The organism is Sodalinema sp. (assembly GCF_046483825.1).
Taxonomy (GTDB): Bacteria; Cyanobacteriota; Cyanobacteriia; order Cyanobacteriales; family Geitlerinemataceae; genus Sodalinema.
Map to the genome: position 1 here is coordinate 1 of NZ_JAWOCL010000132.1, position 21,898 is coordinate 21,898.

General features: G+C 50.4%; 19 protein-coding genes, 1 tRNA gene and 1 rRNA gene. 12 read left to right on the plus strand and 9 right to left on the minus strand.

Annotated elements, in window-relative coordinates:
* Positions 1 to 68 precede the first annotated feature (68 nt).
* A 5S ribosomal RNA gene (gene rrf / locus R6U67_RS08390) occupies positions 69 to 186 on the plus strand.
* A gap of 177 nt (positions 187 to 363) precedes the next feature.
* Positions 364 to 1,299: a pentapeptide repeat-containing protein gene (locus R6U67_RS08395; protein ID WP_410252127.1), complete on the plus strand. Its 936-nt coding sequence runs from the start codon at positions 364 to 366 to the stop codon at positions 1,297 to 1,299.
* Positions 1,300 to 1,333: 34 nt separating this feature from the next.
* Here R6U67_RS08395 and R6U67_RS08400 read toward each other — a convergent pair whose 3' ends face one another.
* The 3 genes from R6U67_RS08400 to R6U67_RS08410 form a co-directional block, all read right to left on the minus strand.
* Positions 1,334 to 2,311, minus strand: a complete 978-nt coding sequence (locus tag R6U67_RS08400; protein ID WP_410252128.1) for an NAD-dependent epimerase/dehydratase family protein — start codon at positions 2,309 to 2,311, stop codon at positions 1,334 to 1,336.
* An 81-nt stretch (positions 2,312 to 2,392) separates the two neighbouring features.
* Positions 2,393 to 5,071: a chloride channel protein gene (locus tag R6U67_RS08405; RefSeq protein WP_410252129.1), complete on the minus strand. Its 2,679-nt coding sequence runs from the start codon at positions 5,069 to 5,071 to the stop codon at positions 2,393 to 2,395.
* A gap of 16 nt (positions 5,072 to 5,087) precedes the next feature.
* On the minus strand, positions 5,088 to 6,080 hold the full coding sequence (locus R6U67_RS08410) for a pentapeptide repeat-containing protein (protein ID WP_410252130.1): 993 nt from the start codon (positions 6,078 to 6,080) through the stop codon (positions 5,088 to 5,090).
* A gap of 386 nt (positions 6,081 to 6,466) precedes the next feature.
* Between R6U67_RS08410 and R6U67_RS08415 the strand changes: the two genes are divergently transcribed.
* Both R6U67_RS08415 and R6U67_RS08420 read left to right on the plus strand, forming a co-directional pair.
* Positions 6,467 to 7,078: a CP12 domain-containing protein gene (locus R6U67_RS08415; protein WP_410252131.1), complete on the plus strand. Its 612-nt coding sequence runs from the start codon at positions 6,467 to 6,469 to the stop codon at positions 7,076 to 7,078.
* A 3-nt stretch (positions 7,079 to 7,081) separates the two neighbouring features.
* Positions 7,082 to 7,678: a vancomycin high temperature exclusion protein gene (locus R6U67_RS08420; RefSeq protein WP_410252132.1), complete on the plus strand. Its 597-nt coding sequence runs from the start codon at positions 7,082 to 7,084 to the stop codon at positions 7,676 to 7,678.
* Between the two features lie 160 nt (positions 7,679 to 7,838).
* Here R6U67_RS08420 and R6U67_RS08425 read toward each other — a convergent pair whose 3' ends face one another.
* Positions 7,839 to 8,063: a hypothetical protein gene (locus tag R6U67_RS08425; RefSeq protein WP_410252133.1), complete on the minus strand. Its 225-nt coding sequence runs from the start codon at positions 8,061 to 8,063 to the stop codon at positions 7,839 to 7,841.
* A 465-nt stretch (positions 8,064 to 8,528) separates the two neighbouring features.
* Between R6U67_RS08425 and R6U67_RS08430 the strand changes: the two genes are divergently transcribed.
* The 6 genes from R6U67_RS08430 to R6U67_RS08455 all read left to right on the plus strand — a co-directional run bounded on the left by R6U67_RS08430 (position 8,529) and on the right by R6U67_RS08455 (position 13,914).
* The gene (locus R6U67_RS08430; RefSeq protein WP_410252134.1) at positions 8,529 to 8,687 is read left to right on the plus strand and encodes a YqaE/Pmp3 family membrane protein; all 159 of its coding nucleotides are present in this window, start codon (positions 8,529 to 8,531) and stop codon (positions 8,685 to 8,687) included.
* Positions 8,688 to 8,985: 298 nt separating this feature from the next.
* Positions 8,986 to 9,288 carry a hypothetical protein gene (locus R6U67_RS08435; protein WP_410252135.1) on the plus strand — a complete coding sequence of 101 codons (303 nt, stop codon included), beginning with the start codon at positions 8,986 to 8,988 and terminating at the stop codon, positions 9,286 to 9,288.
* A gap of 108 nt (positions 9,289 to 9,396) precedes the next feature.
* Positions 9,397 to 11,061 carry an ABC1 kinase family protein gene (locus R6U67_RS08440; RefSeq protein WP_410252136.1) on the plus strand — a complete coding sequence of 555 codons (1,665 nt, stop codon included), beginning with the start codon at positions 9,397 to 9,399 and terminating at the stop codon, positions 11,059 to 11,061.
* 1,105 nt (positions 11,062 to 12,166) lie between these two features.
* A tRNA-Met gene (locus R6U67_RS08445) sits at positions 12,167 to 12,240 on the plus strand.
* A 262-nt stretch (positions 12,241 to 12,502) separates the two neighbouring features.
* Positions 12,503 to 13,102, plus strand: coding sequence for a peroxiredoxin (locus R6U67_RS08450; RefSeq protein WP_410252137.1), 600 nt, complete (start codon positions 12,503 to 12,505; stop codon positions 13,100 to 13,102).
* Positions 13,103 to 13,323: 221 nt separating this feature from the next.
* Complete coding sequence (locus R6U67_RS08455; protein WP_410252138.1) at positions 13,324 to 13,914, plus strand: peroxiredoxin family protein; 591 nt, start codon at positions 13,324 to 13,326, stop codon at positions 13,912 to 13,914.
* Positions 13,915 to 13,969: 55 nt separating this feature from the next.
* Here the strand turns inward: R6U67_RS08455 and R6U67_RS08460 are convergent, their stop codons facing one another.
* Both R6U67_RS08460 and R6U67_RS08465 read right to left on the minus strand, forming a co-directional pair.
* Positions 13,970 to 15,034 (minus strand): calcium-binding protein, encoded by a 1,065-nt coding sequence (locus R6U67_RS08460; protein WP_410252139.1) that lies wholly within the window; start codon positions 15,032 to 15,034, stop codon positions 13,970 to 13,972.
* Positions 15,035 to 15,146: 112 nt separating this feature from the next.
* Positions 15,147 to 15,773, minus strand: a complete 627-nt coding sequence (locus R6U67_RS08465) for a TenA family protein (protein WP_410252140.1) — start codon at positions 15,771 to 15,773, stop codon at positions 15,147 to 15,149.
* An 86-nt stretch (positions 15,774 to 15,859) separates the two neighbouring features.
* On the opposite strand from R6U67_RS08465, the gene R6U67_RS08470 reads away from it, so the two are divergent.
* The gene (locus tag R6U67_RS08470; protein ID WP_410252141.1) at positions 15,860 to 16,411 is read left to right on the plus strand and encodes a hypothetical protein; all 552 of its coding nucleotides are present in this window, start codon (positions 15,860 to 15,862) and stop codon (positions 16,409 to 16,411) included.
* A 234-nt stretch (positions 16,412 to 16,645) separates the two neighbouring features.
* Here the strand turns inward: R6U67_RS08470 and R6U67_RS08475 are convergent, their stop codons facing one another.
* Together R6U67_RS08475 and R6U67_RS08480 are read right to left on the minus strand one after the other, a co-directional pair.
* Entirely contained in the window at positions 16,646 to 17,992 is a 1,347-nt protein-coding gene (locus tag R6U67_RS08475; RefSeq protein ID WP_410252142.1) for a TRAP transporter large permease subunit, read from the minus strand.
* Entirely contained in the window at positions 17,985 to 18,593 is a 609-nt protein-coding gene (locus R6U67_RS08480) for a TRAP transporter small permease subunit (protein WP_410252143.1), read from the minus strand. The genes R6U67_RS08475 and R6U67_RS08480 overlap by 8 nt, the downstream gene beginning before the upstream one ends.
* 109 nt (positions 18,594 to 18,702) lie before the next feature.
* On the opposite strand from R6U67_RS08480, the gene R6U67_RS08485 reads away from it, so the two are divergent.
* Complete coding sequence (locus tag R6U67_RS08485; RefSeq protein WP_410252144.1) at positions 18,703 to 20,325, plus strand: ShlB/FhaC/HecB family hemolysin secretion/activation protein; 1,623 nt, start codon at positions 18,703 to 18,705, stop codon at positions 20,323 to 20,325.
* Here R6U67_RS08485 and R6U67_RS08490 read toward each other — a convergent pair.
* The gene (locus R6U67_RS08490; RefSeq protein ID WP_410252145.1) at positions 20,313 to 21,737 is read right to left on the minus strand and encodes an ATP-binding protein; all 1,425 of its coding nucleotides are present in this window, start codon (positions 21,735 to 21,737) and stop codon (positions 20,313 to 20,315) included. The genes R6U67_RS08485 and R6U67_RS08490 overlap by 13 nt on opposite strands.
* Between the last annotated feature and the right edge of the window lie 161 nt (positions 21,738 to 21,898).

Below are 21,898 nucleotides of genomic sequence, written 5' to 3' on the forward strand. Positions count from 1 at the left end.
TTGACCTCAAATGATGTCTCAATTCCCTGATTAGGTTGACTGTGCAGTCTTCAAGGTTTCTGTTCTTTCCTGGTGCTTCTAGCGAAGTGGCCCCACTCCGATCCCTTCCCGAACTCGGCTGTGAAACGCTTCTGCGGCGAAAATACTTGGGGGGTTGCCCCCTGGGAAGATAGCTCAGTGCCAGGTTAATACTCCAAAGCCCCCCCGGACGAAGTTACATTCATCCGGGGGGGCTTTTTTAGTATGTTTTATGTTTTAGGTCTGACAGACACAGACTGCGTATGACTTCGGGTACTGCTTTGGATCTTGCGTATTTCTGCGGGATTAACCCCTTAAAATGGGGGGGACTCTTCCGTGCAATCGATGGGAACTTTTCAATCTCTATCAGCCAGTGATATTCTCAAACGCGGTCCAGATTCGTGGAACCGTTGGCGGGAAGAACAGCCCCAATTGAGACCCAGTTTACAGGGAGAGAACTTGGAGCAACGGTATTTGCGGGAAGTCAACTTTAGTTCTTGTAATCTCGCGGATACCAATCTCAGGCAAGCGGACTTATGTTTGGCTAATCTCGAACATGCTCAACTTAACCGAGCTAACTTAACTGAGGCCGTTCTCTACACGACGGATTTACGGTATAGCTCTCTGAAAGAAGCGATTTTGACTCGGGCAGACTTAACGGAGGCTAGCTTGGTTAAAGCTGATTTATCCTTAGCGATGCTACAACAGGCACAACTGAATCGGGCCGATTTTACTGATGCGCGGTTGTACACCACTAATCTACGTCAAGCTGATTTATCAGATGTGGAATTAATCCGTGCTGACTTGCGGGAAGTCGATCTGACAATGGCGGATTTGGGGGAAGCTGATTTACGAGATGCAAATCTTAGTTTCGCCGTCTGTTCATTAGCCCAGTTTGTGGGCGCAACCCTCTGTCATGCGAACCTGTATCGTGCCAATCTTAGTCTGGGTAATCTTTGTGTTGCCAATCTCATGGGCGCTAATTTAACGAAAGCGAGTTTTATTGGTGCTAATCTCATCGGTGCGAACCTCTATTTGGCCAACTTGCGCTTTGCCAACTTGGCTCAAGCCGATTTACGAGAAGCGAGTCTACGGATTACGAATATGACCGGCGCCAACTTGGCTGGAGCAAATCTGAGCATGGCGAACCTCACGGAAGCAACGCTAGTTCGTGCTAATCTCACTGGAGCCAATTTGTCCCGAGCCAATCTCCACCAAGCTAATTTAGATGGGGCGATTTTGAAGGGGGTCACCTTACCGGATGGCCGCAAACACCCCTGAAATCGGGGTGTTTCATGTATTTGGACGTTAGGAACTACTGTGCTTTGTTAAGTTTATGAGCGACAATTTCTCGCAACGTCTGTTCAACAGGCCGGGGTTGCCATCCTAAAACTTCTTTGGCTTTCCTGCCATCAACACGAACACATCGTTCGTAAATATAGTGAACCCGTTCTCGACTGAGGGGGGGATTCCAACCGCTTAGCCGTCCGATGGTATCGAGAATGTTGCCACTCAGGCGAACCAAGGGTTTCGGGAGTTCCTGAGGGGGGGCGACTCCACCGGCATCGCCGAGAATTGCAAACATATCCCGAGTGGTTAAGTCTCCGGCAGAAAGGATGTAATGCTCTGCGGGAGGACTTTTCTGGGCGGCTAAAATCATCCCTTGTACGAGGTCATCGACATGGACAATGCCGGTGATACGATCGCCGCCGGCCCAAACCGTTAACTTACCCCTGAGAAAGTTGTCGATGACGGGGCCAAAATGAGGGTCATCAGGGCCAAAGATACCGGAAGGCATGACGCTGACGACAGGTAAGCCTTCATCGGCGGCACGATCAACAAGCTGTTGGGCAGTATATTTCGTCCGGTCATAGGCGGAGGAAAAATTCTTCTGAGTCCGTTGGAATGTTTCGTCAATGGTTTGCCCCTGGGTATCTCCATAAATGCCAATGGTGCTGCAATAAATCAGTTTTGATAGGGTTGACGCTTTAGCTGCCTCTAAAACCGTACGGGTTCCATCTACATTCGTCCGCTCCATCAAGTGATCATCCACGAGTCCGAGTTCGACAAAGGCAGCGGTGTGGAACATCCAGTCAACATCGACGAGATGAGATCGAAGTAGCTCTAGATCGGTAATGTCTCCTTCGACCAACTCAATCTCTAATCCTGCCAAGCGTTTGACATTTTTGGAATTGGGTCGAACCAAGGCTTTAACGTGATGTCCTTGTTCGAGCAGTTGACGAACAAGATGGGAGCCGGTAAATCCACTCGCACCGGTGACCAATGTTTTCATAGCTCTAGGTAATTAAAGACGACATCAATGGGAATCTGAAAGGACAATCAATTATGACTCTTTCTTGCTTATATCGTCTCATCATCGCATCATCTCTGCATCGGCTAAAGTCCGATGACGAACGACAATGGTTGTGCAATGGCTGCCCCGTGCGATCGCCCGAGGGATATTGCCATGCAAGGCCTGTTGTAAGACCCCCTGACGACTGGCCCCCAAGAGAATAGCATCATACTCCTGAGACTGGGCTTCCTCTAACAGAGCCTCAACGACGGAACTGCCATAAATGGGAATGGCCGAGACGGAACAGGGTAGACGACTTTCTAATAGCTGTGCCGTTTGTTTGAGAAACTCCGTTTCCTCAGCGTTGGCCGGTTCCTGAAACACTTGACATAAGCGAACAATTGAGCAGTCGCCCCCTGTGACCAAAGCCGATAACAACTCCAGTCCCGCCAAGGCATTGGCTCCGCCACCGAGGGGAACCAACCAGCGTTTCAATTCCGGCATCGTGGCCGGATTCTGTTCGATCACCGCCTGGCCCCATTTCACTAATACCATTTGACAGGGGGCTTGCCGTAGTAAGGTATCGGCTACATCACCAAAAACCCGTCCTGGGGTGCGAGTTCCCCCTTTCCAACCCATCAATAAGGTATCAATATGTCGTTCTTGAATCGTCTCCAAGACCGCAGCGGCCACATCATGAGCCACCCGAATCTGGGTGTGGACTGGAATTTGCCATCTGCGGCTCAGGTGCAGGGCTGTTTGTAACAGGCGGCGGCTATGGGTAATGCGGACTGGGGTTTCCGAGGGACTGCGATGGCGAGGCACCGGAACCACCTGCAAACATTCCAACTCATAGTGATTGGCGGCGGCGATCGCCGCCGCAAACTGTAACAATAGAGGTGCTGTTTTGGGGTTAGCCAAAGGAACCAACAGCCGGCCGCGGCCCGTGGCTGGAGCGCGGGTCACATAGACGGGATAGGAGGGTTCAACCTTACGATAACGACCCCGACCGATCAACTCGCGAGCTTCAGCTTCGACAATATCACTGTGAGTAATAATCCCCACCAAACGCCGTCCGTCTACCACCGGTAGGCGGCCAATTTGATGGCGTTCAAGCAGATATAACGCCTGCATCAGACTATCCTCAGAACTAACCATCACCGGTTGAGGCATCATCAACTCAGAAATGGGAGTCTCATCGGAAATCGGGAGCTGCGACAGTTTCATCAAATCCGTTTCCGTAATCATTCCTACCAAGCGAGTGTCTTCAACCACAGGAAATCCCCCATAGGGCGATCGCCGAAAAATCTCCAACACCTCTGCCAAAGGTAAATGACTCTCAACGGTTTCCACCCGACGTTGCATAACATCATTCACCAGAATGTCAACTAGGTCAGAGGAATCCTCTTGTGGAGCGGGTTGTTCCCAGCCTCGTAATTCCAGCAGGCGATCGTACAACGACCCCGCAGAAACCTGTTCTGCCACCACGTAGGCCAAAACGGAGACAATCATTAGGGGCAGAACCACATTGAAATCTGCTGTAATCTCAAAAATAATCACGATCGCCGTAATCGGAATCTTGGCCACCGCACCAAAAAAAGCCCCCATCCCGGCCAGAGCAAAGGTTCTCGTGTCGCCAATATCAAACAGAAGTTGACTGCTCAATCCCACCAAACTGCCAATAGCGGACCCTAAAATTAGAGTTGGAGCAAATAATCCCCCCGAGGCTCCCGAACCATAAACTAAAAGCGTTAAGGCAAACTTCACCACCAACGCGATCGCAATCATGCTCAAACTCGCCTCGCCCGTGGTCAAAAACTCTCGCAACCCGGCATTATCCTGGAACTCCACCGGCAATAACGCCATCGTCGTCCCAGACAGCAACCCCGCCACCGCAATCCGTCCCGGCAGCCCAATGGCCAGATACCGACGTTGCCAGGTTAAACTAGCCACGATACCTCGGTTAAACCAACCGCTACAGATTCCCGTAATAACTCCCAACAGGAGTAACGCGGGAATATCCTGTGGGGAAAACTGGGCCGTCACCGTGCTGACATCCGGTTCCACCGTGACATCCCAGGGACCTCCGCCTAAGATTCCCGAGACAACGGCTCCAACAAACGAGGCCAGGATCGCCGTACCGAGCGTCAAACTTGAGACATCCTGCAATAGTTCTTCGACAACAAACAACACCCCCGCAATGGGGGCGTTAAATCCTGCGGCTAAGCCGGCCGCCGCTCCAGCGGCGATGGTTTGGCGACGATAACCCGGAGAGGTGGGCATCCAGCGAGTCATAGCTGCCGCTAATGCAGCTCCCATATGCACGGTCGGTCCCTGTCGTCCCAAAGACATACCCGAACCGACCACCAGCACCGTACTGAGAAGTTTCACCACCGCTAAGCGGAGGTTCAGAGACATGGCCTGAGGTAACCGTTGAGAAGATGCCAGTTGCACCTTGACGTGGGACACACCGCTCCCGGTGGCATCAGGAGAAAATCGCTGAATCAACCATCCCGCCAAAAATCCTCCCACTAAACCAAATAGAGGGAGTTTCAGCCAAATTGGCAACCCGGGAGACGCTTGTACCCGCCATCCCCCAAGCCAACTAATCCCCTGACGTAGAATGACTGCCGCGAGTCCTGAGACGAGTCCAATGAAACAGGCTTCAAGCAGGGCCAGTCGTCGAGGCTCAAGAAAATAGAGGTGAAGACGACGTGACAACGACGAGATGACCTCACGGCTCGAAGACAAAGGTTTCATTCATTTTGTTCGGGGTTTAATGGTGTAGACTACCATCCGGCATGGTGGCTCCAGTCCAGATGCCTTCTAAAAAATTGACGGCTTCCAAGGTGGCATTCCGTAAACTGGCTTGACTAAAGTTGCTACCGAGGACATTGACGCGATCGAGGCTGGCTTTCCAGAGGTAGGCTTGTGCAAAGGTTACATCTGTTAGATTAGCACCATCAAGATTCGCCAGATTAAGATTGGCTTCACTGAGATCGGCTCCCGTGAGATCAGCATCCTCTAAGTTGGCTTTCATGAGGTTAGCCGCAATGAGGTTGGCCCGTATCAGGAGACTGGCTTCTAAGTTAGCCGCGCGCAAATTTGCTCCTCTGAGAATTGCCACCCGTAGCTGACTTTCTCGCAGATTAGCAGCACAGAGGTTTGCTCCAGTGAGATTGGCCCCACTGAGTTTAGCCTCATGAAAATCGACACCATCGAGATCTAGGCCCTGCAAGTCGGCACCATTGAGCCAGGCATGACTAAGGTTAACACCATTGAGATTGGCCCCGTTGAGATTGGCCCCATTCAGTCTGGCTCCGTGGAGGTTGGCCCAACTGAGATTGGCCTGTCGTAGATCAGCATTGCGGAGATTGACACCCATCAGGTTCGCACCACAGAGGTTGACTCCCGCAAGATTGGCACGACGCAGATTGACACCACTGAGTCCGGCCCCACTGAGCTTAGCTCCCACCAAGGAGGCTCCCACGAGGGATGCGCCCTGAAGTTTTGCTTTCGTTAAATCTGCTTGGCTGAGATCGGCTTCGTCGAGTTTACTGTAGTTGAGGTTGGCTCCACAGAGATAACTGCCCGAGAGATTGGCGTAATCAAGGTTAGCCCGAGTTAGGTTAATGGAGTTCAGATAGGAGTTGCTGAAGTTGATTTCTTTGAGCTGGATCTGTTGTAAATCAGCACCAATGAGGTTGCTATTCCGAAAATCTCGTTGTCCAGATCGGTATTCATCAACAAGTTGTTGCAATTGACTCATGGTGGGGATCCTTATAGCTGAGATATTTGCGGCTGGGGGATCTTGGGATAAATAACGAAAATTTAGAACTGACCCCATGTTCTGATTATAACAGTTTCAATGCTGTCTAAAAACATAGGATCGAAGAATTAAATTTTATAAAGCTTACCAAAATATATTGAGTCTAGGAATCGCTTTGTTACTAAAATAGAGCTAAGTTGGGCGGATCGAGGGAAGACGTGGAGGTTATTCGCTATACTGTCTAAGGGGTCTAGGGGGTCGATACCCCTCAACTTAAACCTAGAAAAACCAAGCCCGAGTCTAGCAAATTTGCCCTAAGACTAGATCCGGTGTACCTTGACGAGATACCCTAGGAACGGTTTTTGATTGTCCAGGTGAAACACATTATGAAAGCCTCAGATATTATGACCACTGATGTCGTAACGGTGCGTGGTAGCACCACCGTTGCTGAAGCAGTGCAGTTGATGAAAGACAAGAAGACCCGAGCGCTTATCGTTGAGCGTCGTGAGGGTGACGATGCTTATGGTATTGTCACGGAAACCGATGTCACCTACAAGGTGGTCGCCTTTGGTCGAGATCCCAAAGCAATGCGGGTCTATGAGATTATGAGCAAGCCCTGCATTGTCGTCAATCCGGATCTCTGTGTTGAGTATATTGCCCGTCTCTTCGCCAATACAGGGATTCATTTTGCGCCGGTGATTAAGGATACTCTCCTCGGTACGGTGTCAGTCTCTGACATTTTGACCAAGGGAGATTTTGTGGAACGGCCTCGGAGTCTGCTGCTCGAAGATAAAATTCAAGAAGCCATTGAGGAAGCTCGCTCGACTTGTGCTGAGAAAGGGCCGCGATCGCGTGAATGTGCTTCAGCTTGGGATGTCGTTGAAGAACTGCAAGCCGAAGCGGCACATCAAAAGGCAGAACGTTTGCACCGAACGGCTTTTGAAGAATACTGTCAGGAAAACCCCGATGCTCCTGAAGCTCGGGTCTATGATACCTAATTGATGAGATGGTATTGGGCTGGGGGGGCGATCGCCCTCGTCCTCTTGGCCTTGCTCCTGGTGACGCTCTCAATTCACGTTCAGACGCGCTCTGTGCGCTTTACAGAACTTGAGGTCGTTCCCTCTCGTCCTGTAGCAATTGTGTTTGGGGCCGGTGTTTGGGACGACGGAACGCCAACTCCGATGTTGGCCGATCGCGTCTTGGCCGCCGTTGATTTGTATCAACGGGAGACGGTTGAGCAGATTCTTATGTCCGGTGACAATCAGACCCCCGACTATAACGAAGTCGATGCCATGATCCAACTGGCGGAGCAGTCTGGAGTGCCGCGAGCGGCGATTTTGGGCGATCGCCTGGGGTTGAGTACCTATGAAACCTGCCGACGAGCGCGAGATGACTATGATATCCGTGCCGCCGTTTTAGTCAGCCAACGTTATCACCTTCCTCGTGCTATTTACATCGCACGACAGTTAGATCTCGATGTCGTTGGTTATGGCGTTGCCGATTGGGGGGTCTATCGTTATCGCTCCATGCTCTCCTATTGTCTGCGGGAAGTCGTCGCGATCGTCAAGGCGATCGCCCAAACCTGGCATACCCCGTGAGTTTGCCAAATTCCCGAGATCAAAGTTTTGCCAACTCTCCGGATCGCTCCCCCTTCCTCTAGGAGAAAGGAATGGTAGATGCACCCTGATGGCAAACCCCGGAACCTGCTGGAGGTTCCGGGGTTTTTTTGGCTCTTTTCCCAGCTCCAGCCCCCGCGACTCAGGCCATGGATCGCAGACGGCCCTCAGCCAACTCACGGATTAGGATCAGATGCGATCGAATATAATTCGCTAGTTCTTCCATATCATCCCCGGCTAACGGTCTCTTCTGCTGCAAATTCTCTAACAGTTGTTCAACTAAGCTCGTATCATCTAAGCTTCTCAAGGTTTGGGTTTGAGTCTCTTCAACCGTTGACCAAAGCTGACGTAACATCGTGGCATTCATGGTAATTCTCCAATATCTAATAAGAGTCCTTATTGATAGGTTAGACAATTCTCGTGCAAACGAACAGCGATGATTACAAGTATTTTACAAACTTTTGTTGATAAAATTAAGGCAATATTAAGCATTTCAGGATTAACGAACAAACTCCCTAGATTTTGTGAACAACTATTACATCATCATCTTTTTGACTCGTCAGCTCAGGTTCAAATATGAGATCGCCTCTAGCGGGACAATAGGCTAAAGAGTCGCCACAACAGGACTCAAGGTCTCCTAACCCATCTCTGGTATTCATCCGATCCCGATAAACCCAAATGTCACATAACGTTATTTTACAGTCCTGTCCACATCGTATTTTTTTACAAAAATCTATCTGGGGATGGATAAAAATGAGCCCCGATATCAGTTAAACTAGCCTCAACAACAACCTGCCTTCAGTGGCATTCAAACACGGAGGATCAAAAGTTAATGGACATCGTTCGTCTCATCGCAGCAATTCTCTTGCCCCCTCTTGGCGTCTTCTTACAGGTTGGCTTGACCGGACAGTTTTGGCTCAACATTCTCCTAACCCTTCTTGGCTACATTCCAGGGATTGTTCATGCCGTTTGGATTATCGCCAGACGCTAACAGGCTCCTAGAGTCGGTGAAGGTTCTCAAAACTGGCTAGACTCAAGCACACAACCCCATCCGGGTACAGACAGACAGCAGTACAAATTGGCAGAGATTCCCCCAGTGAAACCGAAAAAATCGCTCCTGGGGTAGATCCTTTTGTCCAAGCCAATGGATTACACTAGGGTCAAGACGAGAGACGGGTGCATAGACATCTACCGAACGGGCAAAGGTTCGAGAGGCTTAGGGTCTAGCCACTGACCTCGATCTCATCTCACCCAAGTACAGGTCACCACATTAAGGAATTATCGATACTATGACTGAGCAAATTCCCCAACGAGAAGAATATCAAGCCAAGGTAAAGGCACAACTCGAAAAAATTAACGCCCAACTCGATGAACTCAAGGCAAAAGCCGCTCAGGCTGAAGCCGAGGTCAAGACCGATTACCATAGTCGCATGGAAGAGCTGTACGCCAAACGAGACGCAGCCAGCGCGAAACTTGAAGAACTGCAAAAAGCCGGAACCGACGCTTGGGAAGAAGTACAGAAAGGCTTTGAAACAGCTTGGTCAGACTTAACCAGTGCGTTTGAGAACGCATCCAAGAAGTTTAACCAATAGATAGCAGGTTTCAAGTCCTACCAGTTGCAACCGGGTTGGAGACTCTCCCATCCCGGTTTTTCTGTAATCCCGTATACCGAGTCCCTTATTTCCTCAACCTCTGTCCATATGGCTGGAAACTCCATCACCAAAATTACGAAACCCAACTCTCGCCAGCGCGAAATCCTCGAAGTTGTACTTAAACATGGCTGGGATTACATGAGGCTGCTGCTCAGTAGTAATCAAGCCGAGGAACCCGAACTCCCTCCGCCAACCGTTTTGCAACGGATTTTTGTCGATCTCGGGCCGGTTTACGTCAAACTTGGACAATTGCTCAGTACCCGTCCCGAACTGTTACCACCTGAATACATCGAGGCCTTGAGTTCTCTCCAGGCTGATGTTCCGCCAGTCTCCTGGACAGAAATTGAAGCACAACTGAACGGGGAACTGAAACAACCCCTCGATACAATTTTCCAAGATGTGAATCAAACTCCTGTGGCGGCCGGGTCTCTGGCCCAAACCCATAAGGCCGTCCTCCTGAATGGACGGGAAGTGGCCCTCAAAATTCAACGTCCAGGGATTGATGAAACCGTTGAGCGAGATATTGAACTCCTGACCAATATCGCCGAACTGGTCTCCGGGACGGACTTTGGGAAATACTATGATGTGACGGGGTTGGCCGAGGAATTTAGTAATGCGTTGCGAGATGAGTTAGATTTCACTCAGGAGGCTCACTATACGGAACGTCTCAGACGGTGTTTGTCAAAGAGTTCTTGGTTTGACGTCGAGCAGATTACGGTTCCTGAGATCATCTGGGACTATACCAGTCAGAAGCTGTTGACCATGGAATGGCTCGATGGTGTACCTCTGCTATCGGCTGAGATTACCGGAGAGCGTTATAACGGTGACCCCCAAGCTGAGCGGAATGCAATTACGACTTTACTATTCCGTTCGTTTTTACAACAACTGTTTATTGAGGGATTTTTTCACGCCGACCCTCATCCGGGTAATATCTTCTATCTCCATGATGGGCGAGTCGCCTTTTTGGATGTGGGAATGACCGGAACCCTCGACCCACGCACTCAGGGGTTATTGGTCGAAACCATTTTAGCGATGATCACTCTCGATGCTCAACGCTGCGCTCAGTTGACTTTACAGTTGGCTCACCCGGTGCGGGCCGTGGATTTCATTCGGTTGGAGAATGATTACGATCGCCTGCTACGGCGTTACTATAACCTGAGTGTGGCCCAGGTGAACTTCAGTGAGGCCTTTTATCAACTGCTGCAAGCGGCGCGACGCAATCACCTACGTTGGCCGAGTAATATGGGACTCTACGCCAAGGCCCTGGCGAACTTAGAGGGGGTGGCGCGAACGTTTAATCCTCAAGTGAATTTGCTCGATGAGATTCAGCCCCTGACAACGGATTTGATGCGCCGTCAACTGATTGGCGAGAATCCGCTGCAACAGGTCCTTGGGGCCACCTTAGAGTTCAAAAATCTTTCCCTCAAGTCGCCGCGCCAAGTGGATTTCCTCTTAGAACGAGTGGCCACGGAAACCCTCAAATGGAACCTTCAAATCAGTGAACTGACGGAGTTACGCCAAAGTCTCGATGAGTCTGCTAACCGACTCTCGTCGAGTGTGGTGGTGGGGGCCTTGATTTTAGCCGGGGCCTTGGTTGTTTCCCGAGATCAGACGCACCGCATTCCCTGGTTGGGGAATGTTTTATTTTGGACGGCTTGTCTATTGGGATTATGGCTGGTGTTTAGTATTTGGCGGTCGGGAAGCAAAAAATAAAAAAAACCCTGGAACGTTGAACGCTCCAGGGTTTGCCATCAGGGTGCATCTACCATTCCTTTCTCCTGAGATGGTCTAGGGGTTTCCGGATGGTTTCAGCAAAAAGGTTGGCTGACAGACGATCTTGGCTGAGTCGTTGTCCTGGGAAAGACCCCAAAACAAGGTGAGCCTAGCATTCGGGCTAGGCTCACCAAAAGAGATCAAGAGTTTTCAAAAAGCGTTCTCTGATTGGATCAGAGGTAATGTTGACATCATTCCCAGCCCTGCCTGTGAAGATGAACCAATCCTAAACAACAGTCAGACAAGGGGCTAAGCCGGGGTTTCAACTGCACGGAATGCCTACCGCACAGCTAGCACAGTGACCAGCAATCAAGACCGGAAACGTAGGTGCTACGGATGACTCATTTCTCATTGCCCGTCATGATGGAGCTTGAGGGTCAAGCGCAAATGCCGAGTCGAAATCATGGAACTTGGAATCGAACTTGAAATCGAACTTGAACAATTGGACAATCAGACAATTAGATACAACATGTGAAACAGCAACGGACATTAGAAACGAAACAATGCTGCTCGACATTTCGGGGGTCTACTGATAGACCGAGTCAGGCAAGGAGAAAACGTTGAAAACCATTGACGAGTCACTTCCACCGCCCTAAACGACAGGGCCAACTCTGGCCGAACGAAGTCAAATGAGGCTATTGAAGACGACAGCTTGGGTGAACGCCACGTAACGAAAGGGGTTAAACCAAGGGTTTACAAGAGTACCGCTAATCGTGTTTGCAGTTCCTAGTGCATCGGGTCTTTCCAGACGTTGGGGAAGGTTTAACGCTAACTGGGTTCCTGGGGAATCCTGTAGGTGTACCTCATTCAGGTGATGCAACAGGCAGAAGATTATACGGCTGGGACTGGTTCGCTGAATGACACTGAGCGACATCCCGGAGTTGATTCGAGTCAAGTTGGTGTTCTTTGCTCTACAGTGTCTGATATTAAATTAGCATAGCGGCTGCTTATGGCAACCATAAGTTAACCTAAATTTACATTTAAGTTTTGTCTTGACTCGTGCTGATAAATCTGCTACTTTGGAAAAGCTGGAAAAAAACAGCACGGCTTGGTAGCTCAGTTGGTTAGAGCAGGGGACTCATAAGCCCAAGGTCGTCGGTTCAAATCCGACCCGAGCCATTCTTAAACAATGCGTCATTAACAATGCGTCCCTCAAGATCCCCTCGTTACTGGGAAGGTCCCGGTGCGCGATCGCCGACGGGGGTTGTCCACCGAGAGCCGGGAAGCCCTCCCCAAACCTCTCAAAGTCGTTATGACCATGATAGAGTTGTAACAGTTGGTAAACAGGTGCCTGTTGTTGCCTGGTTGTTTTGAAGAGACAGCCGATTGGCGATGGAGGAAACCGAGATAACACGACAGAAATAAGGAGAGTTATATATCCATGACACAAGAAGGATGTCTACGAGTCGGTCAACCGGCCCCCGACTTCACGGCTACTGCTGTTGTTGACCGCGAATTCAAGACTGTGAAACTGTCGGACTATCGCGGTAAGTATGTGGTACTGTTCTTCTACCCCTTGGACTTCACCTTTGTCTGTCCCACGGAAATCACGGCATTTAGCGATCGCTACGAAGAATTCAGCAAACTCAACACGGAAGTGCTTGGCGTCTCCTGTGACAGCGAGTTCTCTCACCTGGCCTGGATTCAAACCGATCGCAAATCCGGCGGTGTCGGCGATTTGAACTATCCTCTCGTCTCCGACTACAAAAAAGAAATTAGCTCCGCCTATAACGTCTTAGATCCTGATGCTGGCGTAGCTCTGCGTGGCTTATTCCTGATTGACAAAGATGGTGTCATCCAACATTCGACCATCAACAACCTGGCGTTTGGCCGTAATGTAGACGAAAGCCTGCGTACCTTGCAAGCCATCCAATATGTTCAGGAACACCCCGACGAAGTGTGTCCCGCAGGTTGGACTCCTGGCGAGAAAACCATGAAACCCGATCCCGTTGCGTCTAAAGAATACTTCGCGGCGATCTAGGTTAACCTAGGTTTCAGTGTAATTGTTAGGAATTGTTAGCCCCCGACCACTCAGTTTTGGGGGCTTCTTGCTAGAGTATGGGCAGTGTACCCGTCACAATCTCCAAACCCAACTCCCAGACGCCCGTTCATCGTCGCTCGGTGACACAGGAGAGACTCAAAACAAAACAATAACCAGCTTTCCCCCTGTTTCGTGTTCATTTTGACATCCATGGTGCCATCATGCAGCTTTACTCTAAAGACTTCCGTGGCTTACTGAATCGCCGTTTTTTGCAAAACTTTCTCCCCATCCCCGCCACCAACCCGTCTTACTATGGCGTGGCCACCCCAGATTTTGAGTTACCGGATATTACCAACGGACGACGAGTTCACCTACGGGATTATCGAGGCCAACAGCCGGTGATTCTGGCTTTCACTCGTATTTTTACAGAAAAGCAGTATTGTCCTCTTTGTCTCCCCCACATTGTTGCTCTAAATAAAAACTATCACCGCTTCACGGAATTTGGGGTAGAGGTGTTAATGCTCACCAGTACCGACGAACGCCAAAGTCAGATTGTAGTGCGAGATTTGGGCTTAAAACTGCCCTTGTTGAGTAATCCAGATTGCGATGTATTTCGGCGTTATGGCGTTGGACAAGCCTTAGGAGCGCCCCTTCCGGCTCAGTTTATCTTAGATGCTGAAGGGAAGTTACGGTATAAACATCTGTTTTCGTTTTTGGATTCTAATGCGTCCGTTGAGACGTTGTTAGAGCAGGTTCAACCTTGGTTGAAATCCAGTGAGAGCGAACCGGAACTTGTCACCGAACACCGCTAGACTCCCTATCCCCAAAGGGTCAGTCTCGGGAAAACTAGCGGTGTTGTCCTAGGGGTTAAAGCAGTCCGCCCAAGAAATCCGAAATGTCCTCAAGCACATCACTCGTCACTGAGCCACTTGTTAAAGCCTCTGCAATCGGAGACAAGGCTGCAAAATCGATCGCCCCCGTAAACACCCCCGGATTCGCGACTACAAATTGGAAAAAGTCATTGGCCAGCGTCTGAAACTCCGGTGTCGCCACAATGGACTCAATCACACCGGGGTCCGAGACACTCAAATTGCCAAATAACTCCTCAGCAGCATCGACAAACTCAGGTGTAGCAAAGTGATCAGCTAAAGAACCATCATTGAGAGCATCGAGGCGATTGAGCGACTCCAGAGCGTTCTCAACGTCTAGCGCCGTAAAATCAGTCGATGAGGAATCCCCCGCTCCCGGTGCAGGCGCTTGTGCATCGACAAAATCATCGGCACCAATGGTAGAGGCGGCGACATTGTTGAGAACCGCGATCAGGTTTCCCTCGCGGCGAATCTCTGTATTGGCCCCCGATGACTCAATTTGCAGATCATCCACCGTCACGCCAGGGGCCAGTCGCAGTTTATCAACACCATCTTGGAAATCAACAATCACATCCTCGCCAATCTCCGCCGATGCTGCCAAGCTAAAGTGGTCTATCCCATCGCCGCCGGTGAGCGTATCCCGACCGCGATCGCCCGACAACAGATCATTTCCCGGCCCACCAATCAGAACATCATCGCCCTGGCCGCCAAACAGGCTATCATCCCCAGAACCTCCAGTGACAGTATCCTCCCCTAAATTGCCGAAGAGGATATTATTCCCGGACCCCCCATCGAGAACGTCATTATCACGGCCCGCCGCCAGAGTATCATTGCCCGCTCCGCCAAAGATGCTGTCATTCCCGGCATTGCCGAAGATAATGCGTCCCTCATCATCATTGCGGGCCACATCATCCCCCCCAAGCAGGGCGATCGCATCGGGAAAGGCAGAATTCCGCAACTGAGCCAGTTCATCAGCCGGCAACTGGCTCATAACGATGTTGTCATTCCCTTGGGTTGCAATACCGAAATCAAATCCACCTTCTGTAACAATCGTTAAGACCACAGCCGTAACTCCTCAATTCACAACAAAAATACACAATAAGCTATACCCTATATAACACCGCAACCTGAGAGATGGGTGAAATAAGGTCAATGGTTGAGCTGACACAAAGAACCTAGACAAATTGACTCCAGGCCGACTCAAAAAAGTCCAGTTCACATTGCATCGCATAACGATAGGTTTGCCGTAGCTCGGGGCGATCGCATCCCTCCTGGTCAACAACCTCCTCAAGCTGTCTTGCCAACGGCTCAAACTCATCGCTACCATAGGTACAGATCCAATCTGCATATTGATGGTCAGGAATGCCATTTTTGGCTAATTCTCGTCCCAAAAACAGATAGAGTCGCATACAGGGGGACATCGCCGCTGCAATGGTTGCCACATCGGCTTGCCAAGCCGTCGCCAGCAGAAAATCCGTATACCGCCGTGTTGCTGAACCGGCCGCAACTGTTGTAATATCCACATCCCACTCTTGGCTATAACTTCGATGTAGATTCAGTTCCTCAATCACCCCTTGAGTGAGTCGGTGAAACACCTGAAACGTCTCCCAATCGGTGCATTTTGCGGCTGCAACACTATAGGCCCGAGCAAACGCTTGCAGAAAAAACGCATCTTGCCCAACATAATAGCTAAATGTTTGACGGGGTAAATTGCCTTGCGCGATTCCCTGGACAAACGAATGATTCAGGCAAGCCTGAGCCAAGTCCTGATTCGCCTGCCATAAGATTGAAGATAGGGTCATCTCTCCGTTTGATTTCATCAGTTATCGATTCGACTGTTTTAGACTAGCACCGCTCCTGTTTTCCCTTCGTGTGACTCCTACCCACCATGATTATTTGTAACGCCCTTGACGTTCGTCGCCTCGCAGAAGCCGAAGAAGCTCGCTTTATTGTAACTGTTAATAGCATCCTTACCAGTGTAATTGATCGCCGCAGTCTGTCCCGTGAATTTCCTTGGGCGGTTCAACTTTGGGGCGAGGAATTGGCCCCATTAGACTATCGCCGCGATCGCTGTCTCGTTTCCTGTAGTCAAACTCTCAATAATGGGTTAGCCTACGCCTACGCCAATGCCGCCATTGACGCCTATCAGACATTCCTAGAAGAATTTGGCGAAACCGCCATTCCTGAGGTATTTAACTTTATTCTCAGGCTCGGTCGCCATAGTGATTATTATACAGATCGGATGCGATCGCGCTACTCCATCCCTTCAAACGTTCCGCCCCTGGAAGTGCGGCGCTCGCTAATTCGAGCTTACGAACAAGGAGAAGTTTGGCAAGATAAACCCTCTCCCTTTACCGAAGAAAACCCCTGGCAAATCCAACTGTCCTATCCTAAAACATCAGCTAAGACAAAAGTCGCAGCCCATTCCCATCTCCAATAAACTGAGTCTAACGTCAAGGGTCTTCAGGATATACGGTGTGATTTTTTGCGTTTGATACAAAATCGTAGGGGAACCCACCCCTAACCCCTCCCAGGAGGGGATTTTTCGCCCCTACAGCAACGGATATAATCCGCGATAAATTTTCCTTATCACCCCGAACCCAGAAGACCCAACATCAATTCAATTCAAATCAATTCAGTTGAATACAAAACATTAAAAATAACCCCATCAAACCTAATTTCCCACCATATTAGACTGAGCCAACGAGGGAAGCCAAGTCACAATTGCGGGGAAGCGAATAATCGCCATCAACACCAAAACTTGCAGTAACACAAACTGAGTTGCACCGCGATAAATGTCCGAGGTTTTCACAGACTCCGGTGCAATTCCTCGTAGATAAAACAGAGCGAAACCAAAGGGAGGCGTTAAAAACGACGTTTGTAAATTCGCCCCTAAAATCACCCCATACCAAACCATATCTAACCCAAAACTTTGCGCCACCGGAGCAAACAGCGGCACAATAATAAAGGCAATCTGAAAGAAATCAATAAAAAAGCCCAACAGAAAAACAACCAGCATACTAATCGCCAAAAAACCGACTTCCCCTCCCGGTAAATTGGCCAACATCGTTCGCATCACCGCTTCACCATTCAGCCCACGGAATACCACACTAAAAGCCGTCGAACCAATTAAAATCAACACCACCATGCTCGTAATTCGCAGCGTCGCATCACACACCTGGCGCAATCCTTTCCAGGTGAAGCGTTGATTGGCGATCGCCAACACAATCGCCCCAATCCCCCCTAATGCGCCTGCTTCTGTTGGCGTAGCCAGGCCAAAAAAGATACTTCCTAACACCAAAATAATTAACAACAACGGTGGAATCATCGCCTGAAACACCCGACTCAGCAAATGTCGTCCCCGTAGATTGCGAACCTCAGCCGGTAACGCTGGCGCCAATTCCGGACGAATCAGAGTAATCACCAACACATGAAGAGCAAACACCGTCGTCATCAACAACCCCGGTAACAACGCACCGACAAATAAATCCCCCACCGAAATTCCCAACTGATCGGCTAGAACCACCAAAACCACACTCGGAGGAATAATCTGGCCCAAGGTTCCCGACGCCACAATCACCCCCGTCGCCAACTCCTTGTTATAGCCATAGCGAAGCATAATCGGTAGCGAAATCAATCCCATCGCCACAACCGTCGCCGCCACAACCCCCGTTGTCGCCCCCAACAACGCGCCAACAATAATCACGGCTAAGGCCAAACCACCACGAACTCGCCCAAAGAGGATACCAATCGTTTCTAAAAGTCGTTCCGCAATCCCCGACTTCTCCAACATGGCCCCCATAAAAATAAAATAGGGAATGGCCAGTAGAGTGTAATTAGACATGGTGTTAAACACCTGCAAGGGCAACGTCCCCCACAGCGCCAAATTAAACACCCCCAACGCCGAACCAATCAGACTAAACAGAACCGCCACCCCTCCCAGGGTAAAGGCCACCGGATAGCCAAGCAGGAGCAACAGAAACACCCCAGCAAACATAAGGATTCCCAGCCAGTCAAGCATTATCATCTCTCTCCGTTTCAGGTTGGCCATTAACAGACTGGCCATTAACGGGGGGAACGTTCCCTGAAGCCGATGGAGGCGCGATCGCCCCCGAATAGATCCCCCAACTCTTAATGGCTTGAGAGACGCCCTGAGCAATCAGGAGGATAAACATGACCAAAATAAAGCTTTTTATGGGATAACGGGGTAAACCACCGGGATCAGGCGACCCTTCCTGAATGCGCCAAGAGTTCAGCACCGGAGTCCAAGTAAACCAGAGAGCAAACCCGCAAAAAGGCAACAAAAACAGGAGTGTCGCGATAAAATCAGCCAGAGCTTTACGGCGGGGTGGCCAGCCACTGTAGAAAACATCCATGCGAACATGATCATTTTCTTGCAGAGTATAGGCCGCACCCAACAAGAACACTAAACTAAACAAATACCATTGAGTTTCAATCAACCCATTGGAACTGAGGTTCTGTCCCAGGGCATTGCCTAGATAACGTCCCACGACGTTAAACCCGCCCACCAAAACCATCAACAGGACGAGCCAACCGCTCAGACGACCAATCACTGTGTTCATCCGATCAATCGATCGCGCCAGACGCAGTAGTGTGTGCAACCGTTGTTCTCCTAAACGTACAGCAGAGTTGAGGGGATTCGTATTGTACCCTACCGGTGGAGAGGGGATGGACGATTACAAAAAACTTGAGATAGGGAGAGAGTTCGTTGTGAAAAGGGTTTGTTATCCGTTGTGGAGCCGCAGTGGAATCGGCGCGATCGCCGTGACCCTGATGGCCCTATCTGGGACCGTCGTCTATAGTCAGGAACCGCCTCCACTCAGCCAAGACTCCAACCCCTCCCGCGTCTTCATCCAACGCATTGACGTGCGTGGGAGCAGCCGCTTTAGCGCCTCAGAACTAGCGGAGTTAACGGCGCCCTACGAAGGCCAAGAACTAAGCCTAGAGGACTTACAAACCCTAGCCGACGAGATCACCCAACTCTATCTGAATCAAGATTATCTCACCTCCCGCGCCCTGCTGCCCCAGCAAGACATTGTCGATGGGGTGGTGGTCATCGATGTGATTGAAGGGCGCGTGAGCGAGATTGAGATTGAAGGGAACGATCGCCTCAATGCGTCCTTCATCCGCGATCGCCTGCAACGGGCCGCCGGAGTTCCCCTCAACACCGCTCGTCTCGAAGACGAACTGCGACTGCTGCGAGCCGATCCCCTCTTTGATCAAGTCGAAGCCAACCTGCGTTCAGGAGAGAACCTCGGAGAAAGCCGCCTCCTGGTGCGGGTGCAAGAAGCCAACCCCCTGCAAGTGAGCATCAGTACCGATAACTATTCCCCCCCTAGCATTGGCGGCGAACGGCTCAATTTGGGGTTAACCCATCGTAATCTTGTGGGGGTCGGCGATCGCTTCAGCGTCGAGTACAACCTCACCTATGGCGACGGCCTAGACTTCATCGATATCGGCTATGAGATTCCCGTCAACTCCCAAGATGGTCGCCTCCAGCTACGAGTCGCCCCCACCCAGAACGAAGTCACCCAAGCCCCCTTCGATCAACTCAATATCCGGGGAGAATCCAGCCTCTACGAAGTCCGCTATCGCCATCCCCTGCAACGCACCCCTGAGCAAGAATTTGCCCTGTCTCTGGGGTTTTCGTGGCAAGATAGCCAAACCTTCTTTCTCGATAACCCCGAACCCTTGGGTTTGGGTCCCGACGCATCCGGACGTAGCGAAACTCGCGTGATTAGCTTTGGCCAGGATTATATTCACCGTCAAGTGGATGGGGCCTGGGCGTTGCGATCGCAGCTACGGTTCGGAACCGGCCTCTTTGACGCCACCAACAACTCCCGAAACCTCCCCGACGGCCAATTCTTCAGTTGGACCGCCCAAGCCCAACGAGTGCAACGACTCCATCGCGATCATCTCCTCGTGGCCCGTCTAGCGGCCCAATTCTCCCCCGATCCCCTTCTTCCCTCACAACAGTTTGTCATGGGCGGCGGTCAATCCCTACGGGGCTATCGTCAGAATGTGCGGGCCGGAGATAATGGGATTCGCCTCTCGATCGAGGATCGGATTACCCTAGTGCGAGATGCTTCGGGACAATCGACCCTACAAATCTTACCCTTTGTGGATATGGGCGTCGTCTGGAACCATAGCGACAACCCCAACCCCGAACCTCGCCAACAATTTTTAGCCTCCTTGGGACTGGGGGCTATCTGGGAACCCAGTCCTGGGCTAAGTTTCCGCATTGACTATGGCGTTCCTCTCGTAGATTTAGACGATCGCGGCGAAAATATCCAAGATGACGGCTTTCACTTCCGAGTTGGCTATGAATTTTGACGAGCAATCGGCTCTAGGATGGGGTTGAGGTCAAACCAAGATCCAATCTCATCGCGGTATTCATAGACGAACATACTGCTGATAAGCAGGTCATAACTGTCATCGCCGGCGACTTGTTTGCGTTGATGAACTTGCTTTAACAAGGCCCATTCATCCTCGGTAATGGCGTATAACATGCGATCGCGCCGTTCGCGAATCACCACCTCTAATCCTTGACGGGATAGGGGTAAGTGTCGTTCTTTCATAATCCACGTATTGAGAAAGCGCAAAATCTCCCGCACATGACCCCCACTCAACCGACATAAATCATTGAACAAATCCAAGGATTCAAACAGGTCTAAAATTCCCGTATGTCGTTCTGACTCTTGCTGATGGGGAAAGGCTCGCGTCAAAATCATTTGCCGCATTTTCTCCATTCCCTCTAGGTGATCGGTTCCATCTCGATGACGGACTGGAACCATCGGTAATAGCTTCGGATCAGTGCCAAAGCGACTGGTGAGGGGATTGAGATCATTAGAATAGAGCAGCGCCAAGGGCATGGTATAAATAACATGACATTGAAGTTGTCGCAGTTGTTCACCGCGATCAACAAATAGATATTCCGGTTGTGTTCTCCCCCAGGGTTTAATGGTTTTTTCGACGCGATCTAAGTTATCGACAATGACCACTAATCCTTGTTTTCCGAGGGTTTTGAGTTTGGCGATCGCCGGTTCAATCAATTCACGGTTAATCGCGTCAATAATGTTGGTCGTCCGCACTTCCAAATATTCCCGTAACTTACCTCGCAATTCGGGACTATTGCGGGCTTTAGCAGAGATTTTACCAATACCCAACGCCACCAGTGATAACCCCTCAGAATCCGCCTCAAATTGTCCCAAACCCGGAATTCCCACTTCTGCCGAAAAACTGCCTTTCCCTTCGGTACTGGCTTGCACATTTCCCAACCCCGGAACATCCAATTCAGCGGCGAGATCAATCTCCGTTTGCAAAATCCGGGCCGCCCCACGCAGCAATCGCTGTAAGCCTCGCGGCGTATCGAGTTCAAGCTGTTCGAGTTCCCCAAGACTTTCACTAATGCGACGGGCGATCGCCAACAAGATATCGGTGACATCAATATCGCCCATTTCCAAGTCTTGGGAGGACTCAAAATAGATGACATGAAACTGTTGTTCTCGCAGTTCATTCGCCAAGCGCAAGAGTTCCGTAGATTTCCCACATCCCAAGTGACCGGTAAACAGTTGCACAGTAGGTTCATCAGGCGAGAAAAAGCTAATTTTATCCCGCATTTCGGCAATCGTCGAACCACCACGAACGCTAGAAAAATCAATATAGAGTTCGCGATCGCTCGCCTTAGACACATCCAAAGTTCGACTAGGATTAGTCGCCCGATACAATTCTCGAATATCTAGCATAAACTCAATTTACCCAATAAATAAACCATCTTAAAACCCCAATCAACACGTTCCCCTTGCCTCTTGCCTCTTGCCTCTTGCCTCTTGCCTCTTGCCTCTTGCCTCTTGCCTCTTGCCTCTTGCCTCTTGCCTCTTGCCTCTTGCCTCTTGCCTCTTGCCTC